The organism is Thermonema sp. (assembly GCF_026003375.1).
Lineage (GTDB): Bacteria > Bacteroidota > Bacteroidia > Cytophagales > Thermonemataceae > Thermonema > Thermonema rossianum.
The window spans coordinates 686,538-710,734 of sequence record NZ_BPHD01000002.1; the positions used below are offsets into that span (position 1 = coordinate 686,538).

Here is a 24,197-nt window from a genome sequence, read left to right on the forward strand (position 1 = left end):
CGGCTAATTTAAAAAATCATGCACACAAAAGAAGAAAAACTGCGCGCATTCGGACGTTTATTGGATATCATGGACGAACTGCGCGAAAAATGCCCTTGGGACAAGAAGCAAACCATCGACAGCCTACGCCACCTGACCATCGAAGAAGTATATGAGCTGTCGGATGCCATCCTTTCGAAAGACATGGAAGAAATCAAAAAGGAATTGGGCGACGTGCTCCTGCATATCGTCTTCTATGCGCGCATCGCTTCCGAAACCCAAACCTTCGATATTGCCGATGTCATCGAGCAACTTTGCGAAAAGCTGATTCGCCGGCATCCGCATATTTACGGCGACGTGCAAGCCGACAACGAAGAACAGGTAAAAAAGAACTGGGAACAGTTAAAGCAAGCCGAAGGGCAAAAGTCTGTGCTTTCCGGCGTACCCCAATCGCTGCCGGCTTTGATTAAAGCCATGCGCATACAAGAGAAAGCCCGTGCCGTAGGCTTCGATTGGGACGAAGCCGTGCAAGTACTCGACAAGGTGGAAGAAGAGTTGCACGAATTCAAAGCCCATCTGCAAGAAGGCAAGCTCAAAGACAAAGAGCAAGCGGAAGCCGAATTTGGTGACCTGCTCTTTGCCCTTATCAACTACGCCCGTTTGGCAGGTCTCAACCCCGAAACCGCTCTCGAACGCACCAACCGCAAGTTTATACAGCGTTTTCAATACCTGGAACAGAAAGCCCGTGAGCAAGGGCGCCATTTGCAAGACATGACCTTGGCCGAAATGGATGCCCTATGGAATGAAGCCAAGCAAACAGAGCAGTAGTGCAAGTGAACGGCTATTCAATATGTGTGGCGCGCATAGGTTCTATGTGCGCCTTCTTTTTTCGCCCATAGAACCAGTAATTCAGCACCGGATAGGCAAACACCGCCCCCAAAATGATGGCGCCGCCTACAAAAAAGTCTTCTGACAAATATTTGGCTTCGTCCAACAACCAAAAAGCCAGCAGAATGCCATAAACCGGCTCCAAGTTTACCGTCAAATTCACTGCAAAAGCCGTAAATTTTTTCATCAACTTCACACTTGCCGAAAAAGCATAGACGGTGCAAATACCCGACAAAGCCAGCAAATAGCCCCAGTCGGCAGGCGTAGGCAGCAGCTGCAGTTCTTCCACCCAAAAGAACCTGTACACAGGCAAAAACAACACGCAGGTAACCCAAGCGCCCAACATCTCATACAAGGTGATGGAATAATAGTGGTATTGTTTCACAAGCCGGGCATTCAGAATACCAAAAAGTGCACCCAAAAAAGCCGATGCCACGGCAAATATCAAGCCCAAAGCATAGGAAAACTCCGCGGCAAATACCCGGTAAAGCCCAAAAATCATAATCAAACCCAAGACCACTTCCAACAACTTAATGCGCTGCCGGTTGATGAGCGGCTCCAGAAGGCTTGTCCATAAGGTAACCGATGCCAAACCCACCAGACAAATAGACACATTGGCCACCTTGGTAGCGGCAAAAAACAAAATCCAGTGGGCAGCAATCAAACTGCCGGTTAAGAAAATAGGCAGCAAAGCACGCCGTTCAAGACGCAAAGGCACCTTGCGCCAGCGCATATAAAAAGCCATCCCTGCAAAGGCAAGCAAGGTGCGCCAGAAAACCAGCTCCACCGCCGGAATGCTGATGAGGTCGCCCAGCACTGCCGTAAACCCCCAAATGAAAACAATAAAATGCAAGTGCAAGTAGTCTTTCCAGTCTGCTTTCATAAAAGAAGCGCTTATTTAGGCGTTACACGGTAAATAAAGAAACCAATCACCGCAAAGATGAGATTGGGCAACCACACCGCCAACATAGCCGGCATGTTGCCGGCATTGGCAATCGCCCGGCTCAGGATGAAGAAAAGAATATACACAAAAGCCAGAACGAAACCCAAGGCAATTTGCGCCCCTACGCCCCGCCGGCTTTTGCGCGAAGACACCAGCACCCCTATCACCGTCAGAATAATCATGGCAAAGGGATAGGTAAAGCGCAGGTACTTTTCAATCAAATACATTTGCACATTTTCAGAGCCGCGCAACCTCAGCAAAGCGATGTATTCATTCAGTTCGGGCAAAGTCAGCTTTTCATTGAACAGGTGCTTGCTTTGAAAGTCTTCGGGCGAAAGATTCAAAGTAGTGTCCATACCGTCATGAAAGCTAAGCTCTTCTTTCATGCCATCGATTTTGCGCAACGTGTAGCGGTCAACGTGCCATTTGTTTTTGGTGCTGTCCCAAACGATGCGCGGCGCTTCCAGTTTTTCGAGCAGCTGCCCGTCACGAATACGCTCCAGTGTGAAACGGTAGCCGATGTTGTAAATATTATCGTAACTCTCCATGTAGGCATACACTTCCGGCGCCACTTGTATGTGCACATTGCGCTGATCAAAATAGTAGCGCGACTTGATGTAGGTGTTTTCAAAATCGACGCGTACCTTATTGGCATCCGGAATAACCCAGTTGATAAGATAAAAAGTAATGACCGCCAAAATAGAAGAGCCAATCAAATAAGGGCGCAAAAAGCGCAGGTAACTCACCCCGCTACTCAGAATAGCCACGATTTCGGTGCGGTTGGCCATGCGCGAGGTCACAAACACCGTGGCAATAAACACCATGATGGGACTGATGGTGTTGGCAATGTAGGGAATGAAGTTCAGATAATACTGCGTAATGATCATTTCCACCGTGGCAGGCATGTTGTGGAAGTCTTCCAACTTCTCTATGATGTCAATCACCACGATGATGGAAATGAAAATAAACACCACGTAAACGAAAGTCACCAGAAACTGCCGCAGAATATATTTGTCAAGAAGTTTTAGCATACATCCGGGAAAATATTGAAAATCAAATAAGCCCAACGGCTTGCATATATGCAAAAATAATACAGAAAGCCAAAGTAGCACCCTTTCCACGGGCAAGAGCATAAAAAAAGCCCGGCTGTGCACACCGGGCTTTTGCTTATTGATGCGCTTGCTTAGTCTTCCTGCATAAACGGATAGCGGTAATCTACCGGGGGCACAAAGGTTTCTTTGATGGTGCGTGGCGACACCCAGCGCAGCAGGTTCAAAATAGAACCGGCCTTGTCGTTGGTGCCTGATGCACGCCCGCCACCAAAAGGCTGCTGCCCCACCACGGCGCCCGTGGGCTTGTCGTTGATGTAGAAGTTACCTGCGGCATGGCGCAGTTTCTTGGTACCCAGCTCTATGGCATAGCGGTCTTGGGCAAACAGCGCTCCGGTCAAACCATAAGGCGATGTTTGGTTCACCAGGCTGAGCGTATCTTCATAGTTTTCGGGCTGATAGACGTACACCGTCAGCACCGGACCAAATATTTCTTCGCACATGGTGGTGTACATCGGATCATCGGTGCGGAAGATGGTGGGCTCTATAAAGTAGCCCTCCGATTTATCGTAGTTGCCACCGGCAATCAACTCCACATTGGGCGCCTGCTTGGCTGCGTCTATGTAGCCGGTGATTTTGTTGAACGCCTTTTCGTCGATTACCGCATTGATGAAGTTGGTGAAGTCCTCGGGGCTGCCCATCTTCATGCTTGCCAGGTCTTCCAACATATATTGCTTCACTTCCTCCCACAAGTTGGCAGGAATATAGGCGCGCGAAGCAGCCGAGCATTTCTGTCCCTGATATTCGAAAGCCCCGCGTACCAAGGCTGTAGCCAAGGCTTTGGCATCGGCCGAAGCATGGGCAATCACAAAGTCTTTGCCGCCGGTTTCGCCCACAATACGCGGATAGTACTTGTAGCGGTCGATGTTGTTGCCAATGGTGCGCCACAGGTGTTGGAAAGTGGCCGTGCTGCCGGTAAAGTGCAAGCCGGCAAATTCGGGATGCGAGAAGATAACCTCACCGGCCACGGGTCCATCCACAAAAACAAGGTTAATGACTCCGTCAGGCAGGCCGGCTTCGCGGAAAATTTCCATCAGCACATGTGCCGAATAAATTTGCGTTTCGGCCGGCTTCCATACTACCACGTTGCCCATCATGGCGGGGGCGGTGGGCAGGTTGCCGGCAATAGAAGTAAAGTTGAAAGGCGTAAGTGCAAAGATGAAGCCTTCGAGCGGGCGGTGCTCCATGCGGTTCCACATGCCGGGCGCCGATTCTGGTTGCTCGCGGTAAATCTGCTCGGCAAACTTGGCGTTGAAGCGCAGGAAATCGACCATTTCGCAAGCAGAATCTATTTCTGCCTGAAACACGTTTTTCGACTGCCCCAACATGGTAGCCGCATTCAACTTGGCACGATAAGGACCGGCAATCAAATCAGCGGCTTTCAGGAAGATGGAAAGGCGCTGCTCCCATGCCATATTTTCCCATGCTTCTTTGGCATTCAGGGCAGCACGAATGGCTTGTTCTACTTCTTCTTTGCCCCCTTTATGAAAATGTCCCAAAGTATGCGACAACTCATGGGGCGGGGCGATGCGTACCACCTGGCCGGTGCGTACTTCTTGCCCGCCAATCACCATGGGGATGTCCAACTCTTGCGATTTGAGAGTGCGTAAAGCTTCTTTTAAGGCTGCACGCTCGGGCGTACCGGGCGCATAGCTCAATACAGGTTCATTTTTGGGGATAGGTAAGGTGAATATTCCGGACATAACGTCTATTGTTTTTGGTGAACGTTCATACAAATCTACACAATGCCATGCAAAGCACTGGCAAAAACAGGCTTGTTTGCGCCGCTTTAATCCCAAGAAACAGGTAACTCGGGATGTGTGCGGTCAAAAAGCAAAGTGGCTTTCCGCCCTTGATAATCTATGTTGAGCAGGTTATTCTGGTCATCAAACAAATCAAACATCAGGCTGTAGCGCCAACGAAGCTTATCGGGGCGAATGCTACCGGCCGGAATTTCAAAGTAAATCCATGTTACGTCCACGATGTTCTCTTTGCCTAAATAGTGAATATCGTTCAGGGGCTTGCCTTTATACACGGGGTAGAAGTGCTGCTTCAAGTAGGCAGTCAAAGCGGCATCGGGGCTGCGGTCCTTTCCTTGTTGCGGATAGCGTACTTTTTTACCGGTAAATTTACTCAGGTCTGCCTCCAAATCATCGGTAAAAACACGCAACGCCACTTCAAAGTGCTTACTTTTCGTGTTGTAGCGTACGTCGGCAAGGCTGGTATGGAAGTCATGCCGGGTAGAAAGCGAAACAAACGAAAGCCAAAAAGAGCATATAAAAGACACAAGTGCTGTCATAGGATTGATTGTTTGAGTCAAAACAAAGATACAAGCTTTGCGCTTTTCTGTCCGGGCAAAACGAATGTGCCTGATTCGTTTGCACAATGTTGAGAATTGTTTGTTAAATTTCTATTTTTACCCCCTCATAAACATTTACTTTCAAAAAAGTATTCAATTAAGCACACACGATATGAGACTAATACAATTCAGAGAAGCCCTGCGCGAAGCCATGTGCGAAGAAATGCGTCGCGACGAGCGCGTGTTTCTCATGGGCGAAGAAGTAGCCGAATACAATGGCGCCTACAAAGTGAGTGAAGGCATGTTGGCAGAGTTTGGACCCAAGCGTGTCATCGATACCCCCATTTCGGAACTGGGCTTTGCAGGCATAGGCGTAGGGGCTGCCATGAACGGCTTGCGTCCTATTATCGAATTCATGACTTTCAACTTCTCATTGGTAGCCATAGACCAGGTCATCAACAGCGCAGCCAAGATGATGCAAATGTCAGGGGGGCAATACCCTGTGCCTATTGTTTTTCGTGGTCCTACCGGCAATGCCGGTCAGCTGGCGGCACAGCACTCGCAAAACTTCGAAAGCTGGTATGCCAACTGCCCGGGCTTAAAGGTGGTGGTTCCTTCCAACCCCTACGATGCCAAAGGGCTTCTCAAGTCAGCCATCCGCGATGACGACCCGGTTATTTTCATGGAATCCGAGCTGATGTACGGCGACAAAGGCGAAGTACCCGAAGAAGAATATTTGATTCCCATAGGCAAAGCCAAAGTAGTGCGCGAAGGCAATGCTGCCACCCTCATTTCTTTCGGTAAAATGATGAAAGTAGCCCTGGCAGCCGCCGACGAAATGGCAAAAGAAGGCATTGAAGTGGAAGTGATTGACCTGCGTACCGTACGCCCCATTGATTATGACACCGTCATTCAGTCCGTAAAGAAAACCAACCGTGCCGTGGTTGTGGAAGAAGCTTGGCCCCTGGGCGCCATCTCTTCTGAACTGACTTATCATATCCAACGCTTTGCCTTCGACTATCTGGATGCGCCGGTGCGCCGTGTCAACAGCATGGATGTGCCCTTAGGCTATGCCCCCACTTTGGTAGAAGCCACCCTGCCCAATGTGAAGCGCACCATAGAAGCACTGAATGCGGTGATGTACAGATAATTTGTATATAGAACCCCTAACCAAACAGAAACAACTATGCCGGACTTTAAGAATATTTTGTTTGAAGTCAACGAAGGGATTGCCCTCATCACCATCAACCGGGAAAGCAAGCTCAATGCCCTGAACGCAGCCACCCTCGAAGAGCTGCACGAAGCCATGCAAATTGTCTATGACGACGACAGCATCCGTGGTGTGATCATCACCGGTGCAGGACAAAAAGCCTTCGTGGCCGGGGCAGATATAGCCGAAATCGCTCAACTGACAGAACTCGATAGCCGCAAGTTCTCCGAAGTAGGGCAAGAAATATTTGCCATGATAGAGCAAGCCTACAAGCCGGTGATTGCTGCGGTCAATGGCTTTGCCCTGGGAGGCGGTTGCGAGCTGGCAATGGCTTGCCATCTGCGCATTGCCGTGAAAACAGCCAAGTTCGGCTTACCGGAAGTAAAACTGGGCGTCATTCCCGGTTATGGCGGCACTCAGCGCCTGCCGCAGCTCGTAGGCAAAGGGCGTGCCCTCGAAATGATTCTTACAGCCGAAATGATTGACGCCACCAAAGCGCTGGATTGGGGCTTGGTGAACCGCGTGGTGGACACCTACGAAGAGTTGATGCCCGCCGCTCAAGAATTGATGGCTAAAATACTGAAAAACAGCCCCAAAGCCATAGGGCTGGCTATTCAGTGCGTGAATGCTTCTTACAACGAACAAGAAAACGGCTACCAAACCGAAGCCAATTCGTTCCGTTTGGCTGCTAAGTCGGAAGACTTCAAAGAAGGAACTTCTGCTTTCTTGGAAAAACGAACCCCACACTTCACCGGTAAGTAAAACAGACTTTTATCGATTGACACACACACTCCATGAGTAGCATCCGCAAGCTGGCAGGTGAGACGCTCTGGTATGGACTAAGCAGCATACTGGGGCGTCTTATCAATTACTTGTTGGTGCCCTTCTATACAAGCAAGGGCATCCTGCAGCCCGAAGAATACGGCGCCGTAGGCGAGCTGTTGAGTTATGTGGCTTTTCTGAATATCATCTACACTTTTGGACTGGAAACCACCTACTTCCGCTATGCCAATAAACTGGACGAGTCAAAGGTGTATTCGCAAGCCCTTTCTTTTATCATTGTGTTGGGCGGCTTGCTCTCTGCCCTGCTTGCCTTGAATGCCACTCAGCTGGTCAATTATATGGGCTATACGGGAAAGGAAGAGTACATTTACCTGCTGGCGGCTCTGATGTTTATCGATGCCCTCTGGGCTATTCCGTTTGCCCGCCTGCGCTTTTTGCACAAAGCCCGTTATTTTGCCCTCACCAAAGTAGGCAGCATCTTACTCAACGTAGGTTTCAACATACTCTTTTTATGGATACTGCCACAAGGCGGCACTTTGCCTTCCTTGTTGGGCGCTCACGACAAAGTGGGCTACGTCTTCTTGGCCAACCTGTTGGCCAACGCTTTGTTGTTTTTCCCTTTACTGCCCTATCTCAAAGACTTCCGTTTTCGCATTGAACGCCCGCTCATGCGTCAGCTCATAGCTTATGCAGCCCCTCTGGTGGCTACCGGTTTGGCAGGACAGGTCAACGGCCTGGCTGACCGGTGGTTTATCAAATATTACATGCCCGAAGGCCTGTACCCGCAATCCAACCAATATATTTTGGGCGTTTATAACGCCTGCGTCAAGTTCTCTGTGTTTCTGTTGCTTTACATTCAGGCGTTTCGCTATGCTTCCGAGCCTTTTTATTTTTCAAAAGTCAAAGACCGGAATGCCCCGGAAGTATTTGCCCGCGTACTTGACTGGTTCACAGCCATAGGCTGCCTGGCTGTACTGGCGGTTTCTTTCAACATCGACTGGCTCAAGTGGTTGCTCATACGCAATGAGGCTTACCATCAAGCGCTTGGCATTGTGCCCGTACTGCTGATGGCCAATCTGCTTTTAGGCATTTATTTCAACTTGGGCGTTTGGTATAAGCTTACCGACCGCACCATATACGGTACTTATTTCACCCTTCTGGGGGCGGTTGTTACGGTACTTGCCAACCTATGGTTGGTACCGCGTATAGGATATATGGGCAGTGCTTATGCAACGCTCGCGGCTTACGGCATCATGCTGTTGGCTTGCTATTGGCTTGGGCAGCGCCACTACCCCATTCCTTATCGTGTGGGCTACCTTGTAAGCTGTCTGCTTGGAACGGCTTTGGCTCTGTGGGCTGCCGACACTTTCTTTTACCTCGAGGGATGGCAAAGTATTGTATGGAAAAACCTGCTGCTCATACCCTTGGGGCTGGGCTTTTATTGGGGCTTGCAAAGCGGGGCATCTCGTGATTTGCCGTCCTCATAAAGTCCATCACGTCTTTGATTAGCCTATAAAATTCTATAAATTTTAGCATCTTACAGAAACCTTTCTCTTAGCTATGGGCAGCCCAACCAAGACCAACTCACCATTGTTGCATCGTTATTTTTTATGGAGTTACATCATCGGCTTAAGCTTGGTCGCAGGCATCATTTTGCTCAATTATGGCATCATCAGCCGTTATTTGACACCGGACCCAAACAACCCGCTGAATGCCCGGTCCTATGTAAGCCGCATGGTCAACATAGCCGGACGTTGCGCCACCGACGCACAAGCCATTGAAATAGCCGTATGGAAGCTGAGTGCAGCAAGCACAGCCGAAGAACAACAGCAACATATTCAGAACATTCAATACAGCTTGGCAACCCTCGAAAAGGGCTATGTCGGCTTGCAGAAAGGAGACCCTGACTTCAACTTAGATGTACAATACAACACCGAAGAAATACAAGCGATCTTTAGAGTAGCCAACCAACACTTCTCACGACTGACACGCCTCGCCCACGAGCTTATCGAGGCACCTCAACTCGATTCCTCGCTGCTTGCACAAGCCCGGCAAACCATCAGCAAAGAAGTGCCTCTTTTTGTTTCCTACATGCAGGATATTGCCTTTAAATATGACGAGCAGGCGGCTCAGGTAGTAGCCTATTGGGGGCGCGTGGCTTTAGGGCTCACGATTGTGTCCATTGTGTTACTGCTGCTTATAGGCTTGCTTGTCTTTCGCCCTGTTACCCGTACTATTCAACAGTACTTCGAAAAGCTGCAGATACAAAAACAAGCACTGGAGTCTGCCAACCGGGAACTGCAGCTCAACGAGGACCGGATGCGCCGCCAAGCACACCGCTTGCACGAGCTGAATCAGGAACTATTGAAAGCCCAAGAAGAGCTGCTCCATGCCAATCAAGAGAAGGAGATGCTCCTTGCTTTATTGACTAAGAACCTGCGCGTTCCCTTGCGCACCATGCGAAACATTACCCACCTGCTCACCCACTTTGTTGATAAGCTCTCAAAAGAAGAAATCCGTCAGTCGGCTCAAGACCTGGAGTATGCCATCAATCAAATCGACGTGATTGCAGAGAACATATTCGTTTGGCTGGCCATTCAAAAAGATGAACTGCCCCTGCATTTATCAAGCATTACGCTCAATTATGACAAAGTACAACAGCTTATCGAAGAAATTCAAAGCAGCTTGGATACCAATAAAGTAAGCCTGCAAACCTCCATAACGGATGAAATACAGATTTACGCTGATGCACAGCTTTTGCGCCTGCTACTTCTCAATATCATTTACTTTCACATTAGTGAAAGCAAACAAGGCAACGGCATCACACTTGCCATTGCAGCTGTCAACGAAAGCAAATGCGTGTTGCGAATCGAGGTGCCGGCCTCTGTGGCTGCCATCAAGCTGCCCGGTTATGAAGGGCCGGTGCGAAGCCACCTGGCTGCCTCGCTACGCGAAACCTTCAGCCTGATTTACAAAGACATACTAAAAAAACAGGCGGGCACCCTGAAAGTAGAGAAATCAGAGCACCCGCAAAGCATTATTTATGAAATACAGCTGCCTACTCAAAAAAGTGCTTATTCAGCCAAATAAAAATCCAAGATAAACATCAGCTCTTCGTCGCTCTCTACCAAGGCTTGCAGGTAATCAAACACCGATTCTTCGCCTTTGATAATGCGCACTTTAGGATTGCGCCACAGCTTCTCGGTGAAAATTTGCCATAAGGCAGGGGCTTTTTCAGGTATGGTCTGCAGTGCTTTCAACATGGTCTCCTTTTGTGTGGCATCCAAGCTGCTTTGGCACACGATGGGCCCATGTGGAATAGCCTCCGAGTTCCACAGTATCTTGTAAGAGGCCGGGTCTATGCTTCCTTCCTGTGTCTTCATCTGCAACAAATCGTAAGAGCAAGCCAATACGGCAGGCTCACCGCCATGCAATCGTTCAATCACCGCCTGGTGAGTTCCGGCAAAAACAATATCGCTAAAATACACCTCCGCCTGAATACCTGCCTTGTTCAATACCAGGCGGGGCAACAGATGCCCGGAAGTGGAAGTAACGTTGGTAAAAATAATGGGGTATTCGCCCATATGGTCTTGTAAGTCTTCAATACTATTGAGCGGTACTGCTTGCGGCACTACCAGGCAGCTGCGGTAAACTTCCGGTTGTCCATCCGGATTGCCACGCATAGCCAACACTTCCAAGGCGGCTTCACTCTTTGCCAAAAGGTAGCCAAAGGGGTTAATGTATGCATACTGTGCTTCCCCACCTTGCAATGCTTTCACCAAATCATAAACCGAATCATACATGCGCACCTCGACCGGAAAAGGCATCTCTTTGTTTAAGTACTCCTGGAGCAGGGGAACAATGTCTGTAGTTTGTTTACTCAGGCCCATCGGGCTGATGCCAAACACTGCTTTTTGTGCCTGTGTCATGTACATATTGCCCAACAGACAAATAAGAGAAAGAGCGAAGTATTGTGCAATTTTCCTCATTTTTTTTAAAGGTTATTTTCAGTGCAATATAATGATTCCCAAAGCCATAAGAAAATCATGACTTTGGGAATTCTATCGAATGTAGGTTTTGGGCAAATATTACTGAAGTGCCGACTGACTGTAAGTCTTTAGCTCAAAGACCAGGGAGCGTAGCGCTTTAATCTGCGCAGGACGCTTGTAATAGCGCAAAGGAGCATAGCGCTGCGAAACCAAGTGTTGCCAGCAGGCCGCGAAGGAAGAATCGGCCTCGGCTATATGCTGTAAAAACTGCCATAAATAAGTGCTCTTTACGGCAAAAGCCGCCCCTTCAGACTGCGTGTGCTTCCCGGTAATAACGCCTACCAGCCGTCCGGCGCCATCAAACAAAGGGCTACCACTATTGCCGGGGTTCACCGGAATGCTGATTTCATAGGCCAAGGTGTCGCCCTCATAACCGGTGTGTGCACTCACCGCGCCCACGCCATACACCAGGTCTTCACGAGGATAAGCCAAGGTGAACACCTCCTCGCCAAGGTCTATGGTGCCCGCTATCAACCGTAAGCTTTTCAAATCATATTCATTAGGCTGAAAGGCAGTATCTTCTATTTTCAAAAGAGCCAAGTCCAAGGTTTTGTCGAAGTGTACCAAAGCGGCATCGAGCTGGATGGTGTCTTGCTCGCGATATTGCACCAATTGCATGCTGCGTGCGTTTTCTACGGCATGGTAGGTAGTAACCACGTAGCCTTCGGCAGAGAGCAAGAAAGCAGTGGCGCTGGTGTTGACCTGCCGCAAAGCAGGCATATCTTCTTCTTCTTTTTCCCGCTCTTTTATCAAAGAAGCGTTTTGCTCGCGTATTTCATCAATATCGCGTTTTAAGGCTTGGTAATAGTTCTGCTGCTTTACTTCAAGGGTATTTACCTTATAGAAATTGATGGCGAATACTGTCACTACTGCCGCCACCGAGGCCGCAATCAGCATGCTGGATAAATGATAATGCCACACCTTGGGCTTGCGCACCGGAGCGGCATCAGCCCCAAACGGCTTTTCCTGTGTGGAAGCCTGCTGTTTCTTCTCGGCAAAGAACAAAGCCCCGGCTTGTTGGATACGCTTCTTCAGCTGCTGTGACTTCCAGTAAGCCTCCATATTTTGGCGAAGCGTACAATAGTCCTCCCATTCCTTTTGCAGGACTTTGTCCGTTGCCAACAGCTGCTCAAAGTGTTGTCTTTCCTCTTCACTCAGGCGCTGTTCATAGTAGCCCTCTATCCACGTTATGCGCTCCTCCCATTTCATATCATTGCTTAATAAAGTCTTTTATTAACTACTTAACATCCAATATCTTAAAGAAATAACGCTTCAGACGCTGCAAACATTTATACTTTTGATTTTTGGCATTTTTGGCATTGGTATATCCAAATAGGTCGGCTATTTCCTGCATACTTCTATGCTCGAAGTAATAGGCTTTCAATAGCTCCTTACAAGGGCTCCCCAATTCCTCCATTGCCCGGTGCATAGCCCGGCGTTGCTGCTCCATTGCTTCCCAGTCTTCATTCTCCTCTTCCAAGGGAATGAACTCCTGAAAGTCATCTACGTCTAAATGTCGTTTTGCATCGCGCAGGCGTTTGAGCCACATGCGTCTGCAAATGGAATACAGCAAGGTGCTCAGGGAAGATGTAAGCATGAAATGCGGCTGTGACACTTTTTCGCAAAGCACAATCAAGGCTTCTTGAAAAATGTCTTGCGCATCGGCTTCACTTCCACTATTCTGCACAATAAAGTGCTCTACGCTATGGTAGCTCATTTTGTATAGCTGCAGGATGGCAGCGGTGTCTCCCCTGCGGATTCCCTCCAGCAGTTGTTCATCTGTAGATGACTGAATGGGCATAGTGCTCGTTTGTGTCGGCGATACATGACTTTCTATCTTTCCGAATCTATGCATATATGCCCATTTTTACAAACAGCCCGGAACCATCCTTGCATATAAGGATACCTTTTTTGCCGGAAGGTAACCCATGCCCGAAGAAAAAATTATGCTTTGCCTGCGCTCATATGCTTTTTTAAGCACGCCAGTGATGCCATACCGGCACCAATAACTACCATGAGCAAAGTCGCCCATTTGGCGGTAGTGCCAAAGGCAGCCAAGCGACCGGCAAAAGCAGGGAAAGCGGGATAAGCATGCAGCAAAAAAAGAATGGAAAGGTTTTCTACAGATAGTCAAAAAAGGCTGCTGCAAAAGGAAGAAACTTCCAATGCCGGTACTTTGTCTTTTCGCGCGGTGAGAGCAACTGTAAAAGCAGGTAAAAGAAAAACGAATAGCACAACGGATAAAGCAGGTCGGCCTGTAGAATCATTTGCCGGTATATGCTGCGCCCTTCACTGCCCAAGTTTTGTAGCAGCTGCCTAAGCTCCCCGGTAGAGTACATCAGGTGCACGTCCGGAAGGCGATACTGCTGCCCGGCAACAGCTTCTATCTGCTGCATGAAGGAAGGGAAAACATAGGTGTTGAAAAAAAACATAGCCCCCGCCGGTAACACCAGCCACAAAAGCAAATATCGCCTCATGCTTCAAAGTTTTAACTGCCGTATCGCATAGTTTTTAAGTAGCCAAAAAGCTTACTTAAATTATTTTGCATATACCGGCTGGTGGAAATACTTATCGAGCAAAGGCTTGTAAACATCTAAAAATTGTTGATAACACCAATCTCTCAAAACGGAGCGCTCGCTCGGATGCAGCAATGCCAAAGCTTTGCGCAATTCTCTTTCAAACAAAGCAGCATCAAAGCTTACTTTTTGCAAGATGGTCTTCATGTATTCCAACATAACTTTCAATAATTTAGCATTAACTTAGGCGTAGCGATGCATCATAGGCAGCGTCTTTTTTTTCAATTTTAAGAAAAAAATTTATTGTATGCAAGCGCCCAAACAATGAATAGTGCAATAAAAACAAAATATAGTACAATATTACTACTTTTTCTGCTGCTATTTACTGCCTCGCGGGCAGGTGCCCAGCAGGTAGAAGTTGCTACAGGTGACACGCTGCTGCACCTCTATGAGCCCTTTTCCATATCGGTCAGTATTTTCAACGAAGAATTTCGCACACTGAGCGCCTTCCCTGATTATCCGCTTCTCAAAAAAGGCGAGCGCTTTACTGAAAGTACAACAGAAAACAGCAATGAAGGGGTTATAGTAAAGCATAGCATTACCCAGTATTACTATCCTCAAAAAGAAGGGTATTTGCACTTGCCCGAGCGCAGTATGCAAGTCAACGACAGCATAGTGAAAATTCCTGCATTAAGCCTGCATATTTTACCTCCGCTCGAAGGGCAAGAAGCCCCCGAGTGGTATGAAACGTCCCTCAGCAAAGAAGAGCAGGAAGCGCTGCCCGCTCAGGATGTTTACCTGTTGCTATATCTGAATAAAGATACGGTGTACATAGGCGAAGAATTTCATTTGCGTTTGTCTTTGCTGGTAAGCAAGCAGCTGCGTGCTGCTTATGAGTTTCCGGATATAGGCAAGCAAATGCTGCGCTTGTCAAAAACACTCACGCCCGTGCAGTGTTGGGTAGAAGACTTCACCATTCATCAACTGTATGCGCAAGAAGTGACATTTCAAGGAAAAAAATACGACAGTTATACGCTGTTTGCAGCTTCCTTTTTCCCTTTTCAAACCGGCGACATAGTCATACCGGCACCTTATATTGAAGGCAACAAGGCAGGGAAGGGCATAGACACCGGCTTCCGGCTTTATGCCGACTCTGCGCGGGTGCATGTCAAGGCGCTGCCGCCGCACCCCTTGGCCACACGAGTGCCCGTAGGCAATTTTTATTTGGATGAAAAGCTCAGTATTCCCAACAATATGCTTTCAGCGGTCACGGGGCATGTGGTGGAATACAGCCTTGCCATTGTGGGGTATGGCAATATAGCCAGTGTGCCGCCACCCACCATGCAAGTGCCCGCGGGGCTGGATGTTTATGAAAACGGCAGTGTACAAAACATCAAGCGAGCAGGCACTTCTGTCTTTGGTACCAAGCTGTTCCGTTACCGTTTGGTGGCGCGCAACCCGGGCAAATATCCCTTGGGTCAATACATTGCCTTTGTGTATTTCAATCCATCGGAAGCACGTTACGACACCCTGCACCCTCGAAGTGTTTTGGAAGTAGTAGGCGCCCCATTGCCCGATGCACACAAGAAGCAAATGAAAGCGGCCTATGAAGCCTATCGCCCGGAAGCCCCCTGGGTACACTACCTGCACCTGCCTGCCCGGCTTTGGCTGCACCGCCAATATGTTTTGTACAGCCTCACGGGCATTGCTATTCTTTGCCTGCTTTTGTTTTTACTCAAAAACAGGCATCCTTGAGTTTATTGTTATTTTTGCCTGTAAGACAAAACCGAAACCGGAACATGAATCAATCAAACAAAGCTGTAGTTATTGTCACAGGCGCCTCGTCGGGCATAGGCAAAGCCTGTGCCGAACGTTTCGGAAAGGCCGGCATGCGCGTAGCCATCACCGGCAGAAACCAAGAGCGTTTGGAAGCCACTGCCCAAGCCCTGCGCAACCAAGGCATTGAGTGCCTGGCTGTGCCCTGCGATGCGGCAAAAAAAGAAGACAACGAACGAATGGTGCAGCGGGTAGTAGAAGAGTGGGGGCAAATCGATATATTAATCAATAATGCCGGTATTTCCATGCGGGCGCTGTTCGAAGACCTTGACCTCTCGGTCATTGAACAAGTCATGCAAATCAATTTCTTTGGAACGGTCTATGCCACGAAATATGCACTGCCCTACATCATAGAGCGCCAAGGCAGCATTGTGGGGGTATCTTCCATTGCCGGTTATCGCGGATTGCCTGCACGTACCGGCTATTCAGCTTCCAAATTTGCCATGAATGGTTTTTTGGAAGCCCTGCGTACCGAACTGCTCAAAAAGCGGGTGCATGTGCTCACTGCCTGCCCGGGCTTTACTGCTTCAAACATACGCAATACGGCACTTGCCAAAGACGGGCGTCCGCAAGGGGAGTCGCCGCGTGATGAAAAAAAATTGATGAGTGCCGAAGAAGTGGCCGATGCCATTTTCAAAGCAGTAAAAAAACGCAAAAACACATTGATACTCACCGGACAAGGCAAACTCACGGTGTTTTTAAACAAATGGCTGCCTTCTAAAATCATGGACAGGTTGGTGTATAACAACTTGGCGAAGGAAAAAGACTCGCCCCTACGCTAATTGTATATTGTGCTTATCGATTTGCTTGCGCAGGTTTATCAACGCATAACGCATGCGCCCCAAAGCCGTATTGATGCTTACGTTGGTAGCCTGCGCTATTTCTTGGAAACTCATATTTTGAAAATGGCGCATCTTGACCACTTCTTGCTGTGCCGGGGGCAGTGTTTCTATCAACGCATGCAATTTTTGAATTCTCTCCTCTTGAATTTGCTGCTCCTCTATCGACTCCTCACAAAAAGCCAAATCGTTTTCAAAGTCTTCATTCCCCTCAATAGGCCCGGTCGGGTAGCGCTTGTTTTTGCGAAAATGGTCGATGGCAAGATTATAAGCAATGCGTGACACCCACGCAACAAACTTGCCCTCTTCTTGATATTTGCCCTTGCGCAGAGTCATTAGTGCTTTGATGAAGGTTTCTTGTAAAATATCTTCGGCAAGGGCTTCGTCTTTTACAATATTCACGATGGTTGCCATAAGGCGATCGCGATGCCGCGCCACTAAAAGCTCAAACGTAAGTGCCTCATTGCGGCTACTGATATCTTCAAATTGCTTTTTATCTAACTGTGGAGAAACGATGGTCATCATAGCACAAAACAAGTTAAAAGGTTGTTGTGCCATAAGTAAAGGCAAAATCGATTCCATCTTTTCCCCCAAGAAGCAAAAAGCTAATAAAACGGTGTGTTTCAGGCTTTTTTTCTAATCTTCTACCAAAAGAGGGCCGGCTTACAAAAGAAAAAACTGCCCGTCATCGGACAGTTTTTGTTCGAAAACGAACACTTTTAACAGCTGCCTTACTCTTGCATCATATATTTCAGCTGAATCACTTCTTCTTTGGTAAGGAAGCGCCACCTGCCTCTCGGCAAATCTTTTTTGGAAAGCCCGGCATAAAGCGTGCGGTCCAGGTGCTTGACTTCATAGCCCAGTTGCTCAAAGATGCGTCTTACAACCCGGTTCCAACCAATATGCAACTCTAAGCCAACCACATGGGGTTTGATGAGTGCAATGTCATCGACCTGTGCCACACCTTCTTCCAAACGCACCCCTTGCTTGATGGACTCCAGGTGTTCGGGTGCCAGCGGTTTGTCGAGCGTCACTTCATACACCTTGCTGACACGATGCGAAGGATGCGCCAGCTTTTCGGCCAAATCGCCATCGTTGGTTAGAAGCAGCAAACCGGTAGTGTCGCGGTCGAGGCGCCCCACCGGATACACCCGCTGTTCACAAGCACCGCGGATCAGGTCCATGACGGTGCGGCGGCCACGCGGGTCTTTGGTGGTGGTGATATAGTTTTTGGGTTTATTGAGCAATATATACACAAAAGACTCAGGCAGAATGCGCCGGCCGTCCACTTCCACCAAGTCGTCGCGCTTCACTTTTAGTCCCAGCTCCTTGACCACACTGCCATTTACTTTTACCCGCCCCGCAGCGATAAGCTTGTCGGCTTCACGGCGCGAACATATGCCCGAACGGGCAATATACTGATTGAGGCGTAGCACCCGGGGCGTTGGGGCTTTCTCTTTTTTCAAAAATGCTGCTTTTTCTTCCCGTTTTGCTTCTTTGTGTCTTTTTACAAAGGGTTTGCGGGATTCCTGTTTGCCTTCTTGCCTTTCCTTCCTGCCCAAAAATTTCTTTTTGTTTTCAGAAGAGTTTTCCTTTGAGGTCCTTCTTCGCGACGGTCCTTTTTGTCTGTTCATAATAGTACTGTGTTACTTGAAAATAAACCCTGCAAAGGTATTAAAAAATTGCCCAACGAATTTACCAACAACAACTTCCGTTGAAGGAAAACAAGAAAAAATTGGAAAAACACTGTATTCTTTCTATTTTTATTTTTATCCTCAGAAAAATGCAAGACTTATTAAAGCCTCCTTCTATGGTACAAGATGAAGTACTCTACAACGCTGATTTTGCTCAAGTTATTTACCACGCCGACACCGACATTTTACGTTTGAATCTGATTGGCAACATCATGAAAGAAGACTATCAAACCGCATGGAATGTGCTGCTTGATTTTTATTTGGAGAAGCAACCCAAAAAGGTATTGATAGACCAACGCCCTATGAACAAAGCCAGCCTTGAATCGCGTGCATGGTTTGTAGTAAAATGGCTACCTAAATTCAAAAGAAAAGTAAATCAAAAAATAAGAGTAGCCGTATTATTTTCTAAAAGCATTGCCATGAAAATAGGTGGGCAATTTTTGGTAGATTCGGCCACTAAAGACGTCCCCAGTTTGGAGATTAAAACCTTTCAAAGCGAAGAGGATGCCCTGTTGTGGTTGCATCAGGTAGCTGACTAAAAACGATAACACGATGAGCCCGGAAATCTTATTGAACAACGAAGTGGCACGCATAGAATACCTGCCACAAGACTCTTTTTTGAAGCTTACGCTTATCGGGAATCTCGATAAAGATGACTATCAATCCACATGGAACTTTTTGCTGGACTGCATCATAGAGAAACAACCAAAAAAGATTTTGGTGGATCAGCGTCCTATGACCAAAGCCAGCATAGAGTCCAGAGCGTGGTTGTTGGTGAAATGGGTGCCCAAGTTCAAGAATAAAGTGGTGCACCCTACGAAAGTAGCGGTACTCTTCTCCAAGAGTCTCGCAGTGAAAATAGGCGGCGAGTTTTTGGTAAATGCCGCCTCTAAGGAGGTGGAAAGCGCTCAATTGAGGGTGTTTCAAGACGAAAACGAAGCCTTGCGTTGGCTGCAAGAGTAGCTCCCGGCATACAATGCCCTGCCCCCGTACCGGCTGCCCACACCATTGCCTTGTGGGCAGCCGCCTTTGCCCCGTCGCAAGACACCACTGCCCGGTGGAAAGCTATTGAACAATGGTGCCGACAACACGCATGGCAGTGCTTCATTCCGCCTTCTTTTTCATCTTTTCATGCATTTGCGGGCACAGCCACAGAGCGTATCCGGGCACTGCAATCGCTCTTGGCGCATCCCCAAGTGGCGGCTATATGGGCAGTCAGAGGGGGCTATGGCAGTTACCATTTGTTGGAGGATTTTCCTATTGAACAATGGCGAAAAAAAATGCCATGGCTTATCGGGTTTAGCGACCTGACAGCCCTGCAGCTGTATCTTATCAAGCAAGGCATTGCTTCTTTGCACGCCCCCATGCCTTCGGTGTTACACAATACCCATCCGGATGCACTTCGCCACTTGGCTACTTTTTTGCAAGGTGGTGCGCCTGTTTATACAGCTCCTGCACATCCTCTGCAGCAAGCAGGTGAGGCAGAAGGCTGCCTGATAGGGGGCAATTTGGCCGTACTTTGCAGCCTTATAGGCACTCCCTTTATGCCGGAATTGCAAGACTGCATACTTTTCATAGAAGAAGTGGGGGAGCACAGCTACGCCATCGACCGCATGTTGCATCATTTACACTATGCCTTTCCCTTGCACCGCCTGCGTGGCTTAATTATAGGGGCAGTGAGCCGCTCACCTGATGGTGAATCGCAAGAATACCTTTACAAGCGCATAGCCGAGATAGTGCAACAAAAAGCGCCCCACTTGCCCTTTTGTTTGGGGTTCCCCGTAGGGCATGAAAACCAAAACTATCCTATGCTACAAGGCGCTATGGTAAGGCTTAGCATCCATGCTCAAGGGTGCACGCTATCTTTTCAATTGCAGTAACTCTTCGTACAGCTCCGCGTACTGCCGGGCTACTATTGCTTCAGCATAGTGTTTTTCTACCCACTGCCGTGCCAAGGGGCGCAGCGTGGCAGCCTGTTTCATCAAAAACAAAATGCCATCCACACAAGCTTCGGGCGATAAGTCGCGCATCAGGTAACCATTGTGCATGTGTGCAATCATCTCCGGAATGCCACCCACAGGTGTAGCCAATACAGGCGTGCCACTTGCCATGGCCTCCATGATGGTGTTGGGCAAGTTATCCTGACGCGAAGTCAACACATAGGCATCGGCAGCTGCATACAGACGATTCAGGGCGGCGGGGTCGCGGAAACTGCCCAAGTGCTTATGTTCAATTTTTTTGAATGCTTCGAAGTTGGTAGTCTTGCCAAAAGTACAAAGCAACAGGCGCCCGGCTGTCTCCGGCTGCTCTTGTTCCAAACGCCGCAATGCTTCCCATAAAATATCCATGCCCTTACGTCTGTCGTTCAATGAGGCGGCACCACAAAGTAAAATAAAACGATCGTGGGGCAACTGCAGCGTATCTCGCGCCTGCTGCTGTGGTAAATACCTGAACAAGTCTGTATTTATTGGGTTAGGAATATGCCTGATGGCAGTCGCATGCAAAATGCCTGCTGCCCGCGCGCAATCGGCCAGCCAGCGGCTGCACCCAACCCAGCGAATTCCACCTGCCCGGAACTGCTGCCAAACACTGCTCTTGCTCTGCCTGTGATTTTGCACCATGGCGTGAAAAGGCCTTCGCACCTTAGGACACCGGACACACCCCCCCCGGTAGCCTTCACATGCACCGCTGTAATGACACCCGCCCGTAAACGTCCACATATCGTGCATGGTAACAACCACCGGCTTATGCCATGTGCTCATGCTACGCAAAGCATGTAGCGAAAGAAAAGCATCATTTACCCAATGCAGGTGGATGATGTCGGCTTGTTGCACTAAAGGATGACGATGCAGTGCCATGCCCCAAGGTGCCAAGGAAAACTGAAACCAATCTTCCTTTTTTTGTAAAAGAAAGCGCATACTCAACTCTTCGGCTATAAACTTTGCCCACCATTGCTTTTGCAAAAGAAAAGCCGGTGCACGGCTGTATATCCCTTCTTCCGGCCGGTATGGCGAAGGTTCTACGTGTAAAAAGTTGATATTGAAAGCCGTATATTTCTGCAAGCTGTGCCACAGACGTGTTGCGGCAATGGCGGCTCCTCCCTTGTTGAAATAGGTACTTAGTATAAGAGCTGTTGGTTTCTTCAAGGCTTTGTCGTTTGGACGGTTTGTAAAACTAACACAACAGCACTATTTTGCCTATTATTTGCATTATTTTTGAGGTCATTCAGCCTGTTTGAACATCAACAATTAAACACAAAAACCATCAAATACCTATGTTGCGACTTATCATTCCAATGGCCGGTATGGGCAAACGCATGCGCCCCCACACCCTTACAGTACCCAAACCACTGATTCCCATTGCCGGCAAACCCATCGTGCACCGTTTGGTAGAGGACATTGCCAAAACCTGCCCGGAGCCTATTGGCGAGGTGGCCTTCATCATTAAAGAAAGCTTTGGTAAAGAAGTGGAAGAAGCCCTGCACAAGGTAGCGGAAAGCATACAGGCAGAAGCCAAAATTTATTATCAACACGAGGCGCTGGGCACGGCACATGCCATCTTGTGTGCCGCTGACAGCTTGCAAGATAAAACCATCATCGCCTTTGCCGACACACTCTTCAAAGCAGACTTTACCATAGATACCAACCAAGATGGCATCATTTGGGTACAAGAGGTGGAAGATCCACGCCCCTTTGGTGTGGTAAAGCTCGACGACCAAGGTTATATCACGGAATTTATAGAAAAGCCCCAAACCCCCGTTTCTAATTTAGCCATCATCGGCATCTATTACATTAAAGACGGTGCCAACTTGAAAAAAGAGCTTCAATACCTTATAGACAACGACATAAAAGAGAAAGGCGAGTATCAACTAACCAATGCCCTTGAAAACATGAAACAAAAAGGGCTGCGCTTCACCACAGGGCAGGTGAGCGAATGGTTGGATTGCGGAAACAAAGATGCTACCGTGCACACCAATCAACGTTATTTGGAGTTTATCAAAGACAGGCCCTTGATTGACGGCAGCGCTGTCATTGAACAGTCGGTTATTGTTCCGCCCGTGTATGTAGGCGAAGGGGTGGTTATTCGAAATGCGGTGGTGGGCCCCCATGTCTCGATAGGTGCCCATAGTCATATAGAAAACGCCATCCTAAAAAACGGTATCATACAAACCAATAGCCAAATCAATGGTTTAATTGCCGAGAATTTCATGATTGGCAACTTTGTTGTATATTCAGCTAAACCCGAAGACCTTAGCATCGGCGATTATAACCAAATCAAAAAATAACGATGGCAGCAGTTCGAAGTGCTCTTCTTTTTCTGTGTTTTTTGCTTGCCACACAGCCAAGCCATGCACAGAAGCGCAAGCAAAAAAGAAATGAGGAAAGCGAACGCGAGCAAGTGTTGCTGGCAGAAGCAGAACTCATAGAAGGCATGCGTTATTACATTCAGGATAATTACGACAGAGCACTTCAACACATATTGAAGGGCATACGCCTCAACCCCAAAAGCAGTGGCTTGTATTACCAAGCCGCTGTTACTCTTTCTAAAATGAGCAAAAACGAAGAGGCGCTGGTATATGTAGAAAAAGCACTCAGTTTAGAAAACAGCAACCCCTATTATTATATTTTGAAAGCTCATTTGCAAAGTGCGCTCTTTCAATACAAAGAGGCAGCCAAAACCTATGAATTGCTGATAAGTCATTTTCCGAACTACAGTTTTTATGCGCTTGATTTGGCACTGCTCTATGAAGAGCAACTAAACGAGCCGGAAAAGGCGCTGTCTGCCTACCGCAAACTGCTGGCGGAAGTAGGGGACTCGGAAGAAGTGCTTGCACGCATGCAACAGCTTTATACCCGACAGGGCGAATACGTAGAAGCATTTCGCATAGCCCTGCGCCGCCTCGAACAACAGCCCGGTGACCTTGCGCCTTACCTGCCTTTTGTGGAGCTGATTGAACGTGGCACCCCCGCGCAAGTAGAAGCAATGACCCGGGCCATCGGCAGCGATGCACAGCTAAAAACGCGCCCGGAAGCCCAAATCATGTTGGCACTGGGCTTGTACAGGCTTGAAAAAAAAGACGACAGCCGCCATATTTTACGCTCTGTCATTGAAAACCCCGGCACCGGTGAGGCACTGCGCGAAGTGGCAGTCTTAAGCTATGTGCGTATGTTTAAAGATGAGGCAGACCCAAGCTTTCAGTTGAAGTACCTTGAAAAGCTATGCCGCAAAAATCCCCACAATACCGACTTGCTCAATCAGTATGGCAGCGCTTTGCAAAAAACATATCACTATGCCGAAGCCGCCCGGATATTCCTGCAAAGCCTTGAAACCCAAAGCTCGCAAATAGAAATATGGCTGCGCCTGTTCGACTGCCTCGACAAAACAGCGCAGTACCGCCTTTTTTACACCAAAACGCAGGAAGCACTCGAGCTTTACCCTTTTCAAGGCATCATATGGACCTGGCATGCCACTGCCTGCCTGCGGCTAAAAAAGAGTGAGGAAGCCGCCCGCGCCATCAAACGGGCACGCGAGCTGACAAGCAGCAATCAGACTGTTTTTTTGGCAGAAATAGACAGGATAGAAGCGCTTTTGTGGGCGCAACAGGGCGCATTTGAGAAAGCTGTCCAAAAAATGGAAAGCCTTTTAAAGGAATATCCACAGTCCACACAGCTGCTGTATGAGTATTGTTTGCTGCTGGCAACCTACAAGCAGAAACTTGAACGCGCGTATAGCCTCTCGGAAAAATTAACTAAACTTGCAGGCGATAATCCGCTTGCACAATACGCACGGGGGCGGGTCCTCTACAGCCTGGGCAAATACGCAGAGGCAGTGGACCATTTGCAGCAAGCAGCCGGGCGCTTGCCCACTGCCTACACCTTGGAGCACTACGGCGATGTGCTTTTCCGTTTGGGCAAGGTGGAGGAAGCGGTCAAGCAATGGCAACAAGCCGTGCAATATTCCGATACACCGGACACATTGAAGAAAAAAATTGAAGAAAAAAAGCTATATGAAAATTAAGCACTTACTGTATTTTCTTATTCTCATCCTCTTG

General features: G+C 48.3%; 25 protein-coding genes. 12 read left to right on the forward strand and 13 right to left on the reverse strand.

The features are described 5' to 3' along the window. Nucleotides 1–18 precede the first annotated feature (18 nt). A complete protein-coding gene (mazG, locus tag QVE43_RS08180) occupies nucleotides 19–807 on the forward strand; it encodes a nucleoside triphosphate pyrophosphohydrolase (RefSeq protein WP_288005953.1) in 789 nt (262 codons plus the stop codon). Between the two features lie 13 nt (nucleotides 808–820). Here the strand turns inward: mazG and QVE43_RS08185 are convergent, their stop codons facing one another. The 4 genes from QVE43_RS08185 to QVE43_RS08200 all read right to left on the reverse strand — a co-directional run bounded on the left by QVE43_RS08185 (nucleotide 821) and on the right by QVE43_RS08200 (nucleotide 5,218). Continuing rightward, nucleotides 821–1,750 (reverse strand): DMT family transporter, encoded by a 930-nt coding sequence (locus QVE43_RS08185; protein WP_038031628.1) that lies wholly within the window; start codon nucleotides 1,748–1,750, stop codon nucleotides 821–823. Between the two features lie 11 nt (nucleotides 1,751–1,761). Further along, nucleotides 1,762–2,841 (reverse strand): LptF/LptG family permease, encoded by a 1,080-nt coding sequence (locus QVE43_RS08190; protein WP_038031760.1) that lies wholly within the window; start codon nucleotides 2,839–2,841, stop codon nucleotides 1,762–1,764. A gap of 152 nt (nucleotides 2,842–2,993) precedes the next feature. Beyond that, nucleotides 2,994–4,622: an L-glutamate gamma-semialdehyde dehydrogenase gene (gene pruA, locus QVE43_RS08195; RefSeq protein WP_038031630.1), complete on the reverse strand. Its 1,629-nt coding sequence runs from the start codon at nucleotides 4,620–4,622 to the stop codon at nucleotides 2,994–2,996. A gap of 86 nt (nucleotides 4,623–4,708) precedes the next feature. Further along, complete coding sequence (locus QVE43_RS08200; RefSeq protein ID WP_051633282.1) at nucleotides 4,709–5,218, reverse strand: DUF6702 family protein; 510 nt, start codon at nucleotides 5,216–5,218, stop codon at nucleotides 4,709–4,711. A gap of 172 nt (nucleotides 5,219–5,390) precedes the next feature. Here QVE43_RS08200 and QVE43_RS08205 point away from each other — a divergent pair, with 172 nt between their 5' ends. The 4 genes from QVE43_RS08205 (at nucleotide 5,391) to QVE43_RS08220 (ending at nucleotide 10,301) form a co-directional block, all read left to right on the forward strand. After that, nucleotides 5,391–6,368, forward strand: coding sequence for a pyruvate dehydrogenase complex E1 component subunit beta (locus QVE43_RS08205; protein WP_038031763.1), 978 nt, complete (start codon nucleotides 5,391–5,393; stop codon nucleotides 6,366–6,368). A 36-nt stretch (nucleotides 6,369–6,404) separates the two neighbouring features. Continuing rightward, nucleotides 6,405–7,190 carry an enoyl-CoA hydratase/isomerase family protein gene (locus QVE43_RS08210; RefSeq protein ID WP_038031632.1) on the forward strand — a complete coding sequence of 262 codons (786 nt, stop codon included), beginning with the start codon at nucleotides 6,405–6,407 and terminating at the stop codon, nucleotides 7,188–7,190. A gap of 32 nt (nucleotides 7,191–7,222) precedes the next feature. Beyond that, nucleotides 7,223–8,698 carry an oligosaccharide flippase family protein gene (locus QVE43_RS08215; RefSeq protein WP_051633283.1) on the forward strand — a complete coding sequence of 492 codons (1,476 nt, stop codon included), beginning with the start codon at nucleotides 7,223–7,225 and terminating at the stop codon, nucleotides 8,696–8,698. A 73-nt stretch (nucleotides 8,699–8,771) separates the two neighbouring features. Further along, a complete protein-coding gene (locus QVE43_RS08220) occupies nucleotides 8,772–10,301 on the forward strand; it encodes a hypothetical protein (protein ID WP_288005959.1) in 1,530 nt (509 codons plus the stop codon). Here the strand turns inward: QVE43_RS08220 and QVE43_RS08225 are convergent. From QVE43_RS08225 to QVE43_RS08250, 6 genes are all read right to left on the reverse strand, one after another. Continuing rightward, nucleotides 10,286–11,200 (reverse strand): phosphate/phosphite/phosphonate ABC transporter substrate-binding protein, encoded by a 915-nt coding sequence (locus tag QVE43_RS08225; RefSeq protein WP_288005960.1) that lies wholly within the window; start codon nucleotides 11,198–11,200, stop codon nucleotides 10,286–10,288. The two genes, QVE43_RS08220 and QVE43_RS08225, sit on opposite strands and share 16 nt — an antisense overlap. 99 nt (nucleotides 11,201–11,299) lie before the next feature. Beyond that, nucleotides 11,300–12,469, reverse strand: coding sequence for a serine protease (locus QVE43_RS08230; RefSeq protein WP_288005961.1), 1,170 nt, complete (start codon nucleotides 12,467–12,469; stop codon nucleotides 11,300–11,302). A 28-nt stretch (nucleotides 12,470–12,497) separates the two neighbouring features. Further along, complete coding sequence (locus QVE43_RS08235; protein WP_084147182.1) at nucleotides 12,498–13,115, reverse strand: RNA polymerase sigma factor; 618 nt, start codon at nucleotides 13,113–13,115, stop codon at nucleotides 12,498–12,500. Between the two features lie 89 nt (nucleotides 13,116–13,204). Next, the gene (locus QVE43_RS08240; protein ID WP_288005964.1) at nucleotides 13,205–13,360 is read right to left on the reverse strand and encodes a hypothetical protein; all 156 of its coding nucleotides are present in this window, start codon (nucleotides 13,358–13,360) and stop codon (nucleotides 13,205–13,207) included. Nucleotides 13,361–13,380: 20 nt separating this feature from the next. Further along, nucleotides 13,381–13,737 (reverse strand): hypothetical protein, encoded by a 357-nt coding sequence (locus QVE43_RS08245; RefSeq protein WP_288005967.1) that lies wholly within the window; start codon nucleotides 13,735–13,737, stop codon nucleotides 13,381–13,383. Nucleotides 13,738–13,797: 60 nt separating this feature from the next. After that, nucleotides 13,798–13,995 carry a hypothetical protein gene (locus QVE43_RS08250; RefSeq protein ID WP_288005970.1) on the reverse strand — a complete coding sequence of 66 codons (198 nt, stop codon included), beginning with the start codon at nucleotides 13,993–13,995 and terminating at the stop codon, nucleotides 13,798–13,800. Between the two features lie 105 nt (nucleotides 13,996–14,100). Here QVE43_RS08250 and QVE43_RS08255 point away from each other — a divergent pair, with 105 nt between their 5' ends. Next, entirely contained in the window at nucleotides 14,101–15,531 is a 1,431-nt protein-coding gene (locus QVE43_RS08255) for a hypothetical protein (RefSeq protein ID WP_288005972.1), read from the forward strand. Nucleotides 15,532–15,575: 44 nt separating this feature from the next. After that, nucleotides 15,576–16,394, forward strand: coding sequence for an SDR family oxidoreductase (locus QVE43_RS08260; protein WP_038031646.1), 819 nt, complete (start codon nucleotides 15,576–15,578; stop codon nucleotides 16,392–16,394). Here QVE43_RS08260 and QVE43_RS08265 read toward each other — a convergent pair. Next, nucleotides 16,386–17,009, reverse strand: coding sequence for an RNA polymerase sigma factor (locus QVE43_RS08265; RefSeq protein ID WP_288005975.1), 624 nt, complete (start codon nucleotides 17,007–17,009; stop codon nucleotides 16,386–16,388). The two genes, QVE43_RS08260 and QVE43_RS08265, sit on opposite strands and share 9 nt — an antisense overlap. Before the next feature lie 173 nt (nucleotides 17,010–17,182). After that, nucleotides 17,183–17,917, reverse strand: a complete 735-nt coding sequence (locus QVE43_RS08270) for a pseudouridine synthase (protein ID WP_288005978.1) — start codon at nucleotides 17,915–17,917, stop codon at nucleotides 17,183–17,185. 344 nt (nucleotides 17,918–18,261) lie between these two features. Between QVE43_RS08270 and QVE43_RS08275 the strand changes: the two genes are divergently transcribed. Genes QVE43_RS08275 through QVE43_RS08285 form a run of 3 tightly spaced genes read left to right on the forward strand, consistent with a single transcriptional unit; the run spans nucleotide 18,262 to nucleotide 20,025 of the window. Continuing rightward, on the forward strand, nucleotides 18,262–18,684 hold the full coding sequence (locus tag QVE43_RS08275; protein ID WP_288005981.1) for an STAS/SEC14 domain-containing protein: 423 nt from the start codon (nucleotides 18,262–18,264) through the stop codon (nucleotides 18,682–18,684). Between the two features lie 13 nt (nucleotides 18,685–18,697). Continuing rightward, on the forward strand, nucleotides 18,698–19,108 hold the full coding sequence (locus QVE43_RS08280) for an STAS/SEC14 domain-containing protein (RefSeq protein ID WP_288005983.1): 411 nt from the start codon (nucleotides 18,698–18,700) through the stop codon (nucleotides 19,106–19,108). Then, nucleotides 19,093–20,025: an LD-carboxypeptidase gene (locus QVE43_RS08285; protein ID WP_288005985.1), complete on the forward strand. Its 933-nt coding sequence runs from the start codon at nucleotides 19,093–19,095 to the stop codon at nucleotides 20,023–20,025. Before QVE43_RS08280 ends, QVE43_RS08285 begins: the two co-directional genes overlap by 16 nt. Here QVE43_RS08285 and QVE43_RS08290 read toward each other — a convergent pair. After that, the gene (locus tag QVE43_RS08290) at nucleotides 20,005–21,291 is read right to left on the reverse strand and encodes a glycosyltransferase (protein WP_288005987.1); all 1,287 of its coding nucleotides are present in this window, start codon (nucleotides 21,289–21,291) and stop codon (nucleotides 20,005–20,007) included. The genes QVE43_RS08285 and QVE43_RS08290 overlap by 21 nt on opposite strands. A gap of 131 nt (nucleotides 21,292–21,422) precedes the next feature. Between QVE43_RS08290 and QVE43_RS08295 the strand changes: the two genes are divergently transcribed. Further along, complete coding sequence (locus QVE43_RS08295; protein WP_038031768.1) at nucleotides 21,423–22,430, forward strand: sugar phosphate nucleotidyltransferase; 1,008 nt, start codon at nucleotides 21,423–21,425, stop codon at nucleotides 22,428–22,430. Between the two features lie 2 nt (nucleotides 22,431–22,432). Further along, nucleotides 22,433–24,163, forward strand: coding sequence for a tetratricopeptide repeat protein (locus QVE43_RS08300; protein WP_288005990.1), 1,731 nt, complete (start codon nucleotides 22,433–22,435; stop codon nucleotides 24,161–24,163). Nucleotides 24,164–24,197: the final 34 nt, after the last annotated feature.

Bases quoted from the DNA above. Each gene is read 5' to 3' on its own strand.
- QVE43_RS08190 (WP_038031760.1), bottom strand. From the start codon at position 2,841: ATGCTAAAACTTCTTGACAAATATATTCTGCGGCAGTTTCTGGTGACT.
- QVE43_RS08205 (WP_038031763.1), top strand. From the start codon at position 5,391: ATGAGACTAATACAATTCAGAGAAGCCCTGCGCGAAGCCATGTGCGAA.
- QVE43_RS08230 (WP_288005961.1), bottom strand. From the start codon at position 12,469: ATGAAATGGGAGGAGCGCATAACGTGGATAGAGGGCTACTATGAACAG.
- QVE43_RS08275 (WP_288005981.1), top strand. From the start codon at position 18,262: ATGGTACAAGATGAAGTACTCTACAACGCTGATTTTGCTCAAGTTATT.
- QVE43_RS08255 (WP_288005972.1), top strand. From the start codon at position 14,101: ATGAATAGTGCAATAAAAACAAAATATAGTACAATATTACTACTTTTT.
- QVE43_RS08200 (WP_051633282.1), bottom strand. From the start codon at position 5,218: ATGACAGCACTTGTGTCTTTTATATGCTCTTTTTGGCTTTCGTTTGTT.
- QVE43_RS08265 (WP_288005975.1), bottom strand. From the start codon at position 17,009: ATGGCACAACAACCTTTTAACTTGTTTTGTGCTATGATGACCATCGTT.
- QVE43_RS08250 (WP_288005970.1), bottom strand. From the start codon at position 13,995: ATGTTGGAATACATGAAGACCATCTTGCAAAAAGTAAGCTTTGATGCT.
- QVE43_RS08235 (WP_084147182.1), bottom strand. From the start codon at position 13,115: ATGCATAGATTCGGAAAGATAGAAAGTCATGTATCGCCGACACAAACG.
- QVE43_RS08210 (WP_038031632.1), top strand. From the start codon at position 6,405: ATGCCGGACTTTAAGAATATTTTGTTTGAAGTCAACGAAGGGATTGCC.
- QVE43_RS08225 (WP_288005960.1), bottom strand. From the start codon at position 11,200: ATGAGGAAAATTGCACAATACTTCGCTCTTTCTCTTATTTGTCTGTTG.
- QVE43_RS08185 (WP_038031628.1), bottom strand. From the start codon at position 1,750: ATGAAAGCAGACTGGAAAGACTACTTGCACTTGCATTTTATTGTTTTC.
- QVE43_RS08300 (WP_288005990.1), top strand. From the start codon at position 22,433: ATGGCAGCAGTTCGAAGTGCTCTTCTTTTTCTGTGTTTTTTGCTTGCC.
- QVE43_RS08280 (WP_288005983.1), top strand. From the start codon at position 18,698: ATGAGCCCGGAAATCTTATTGAACAACGAAGTGGCACGCATAGAATAC.
- mazG (WP_288005953.1), top strand. From the start codon at position 19: ATGCACACAAAAGAAGAAAAACTGCGCGCATTCGGACGTTTATTGGAT.
- pruA (WP_038031630.1), bottom strand. From the start codon at position 4,622: ATGTCCGGAATATTCACCTTACCTATCCCCAAAAATGAACCTGTATTG.
- QVE43_RS08220 (WP_288005959.1), top strand. From the start codon at position 8,772: ATGGGCAGCCCAACCAAGACCAACTCACCATTGTTGCATCGTTATTTT.
- QVE43_RS08245 (WP_288005967.1), bottom strand. From the start codon at position 13,737: ATGAGGCGATATTTGCTTTTGTGGCTGGTGTTACCGGCGGGGGCTATG.
- QVE43_RS08260 (WP_038031646.1), top strand. From the start codon at position 15,576: ATGAATCAATCAAACAAAGCTGTAGTTATTGTCACAGGCGCCTCGTCG.
- QVE43_RS08215 (WP_051633283.1), top strand. From the start codon at position 7,223: ATGAGTAGCATCCGCAAGCTGGCAGGTGAGACGCTCTGGTATGGACTA.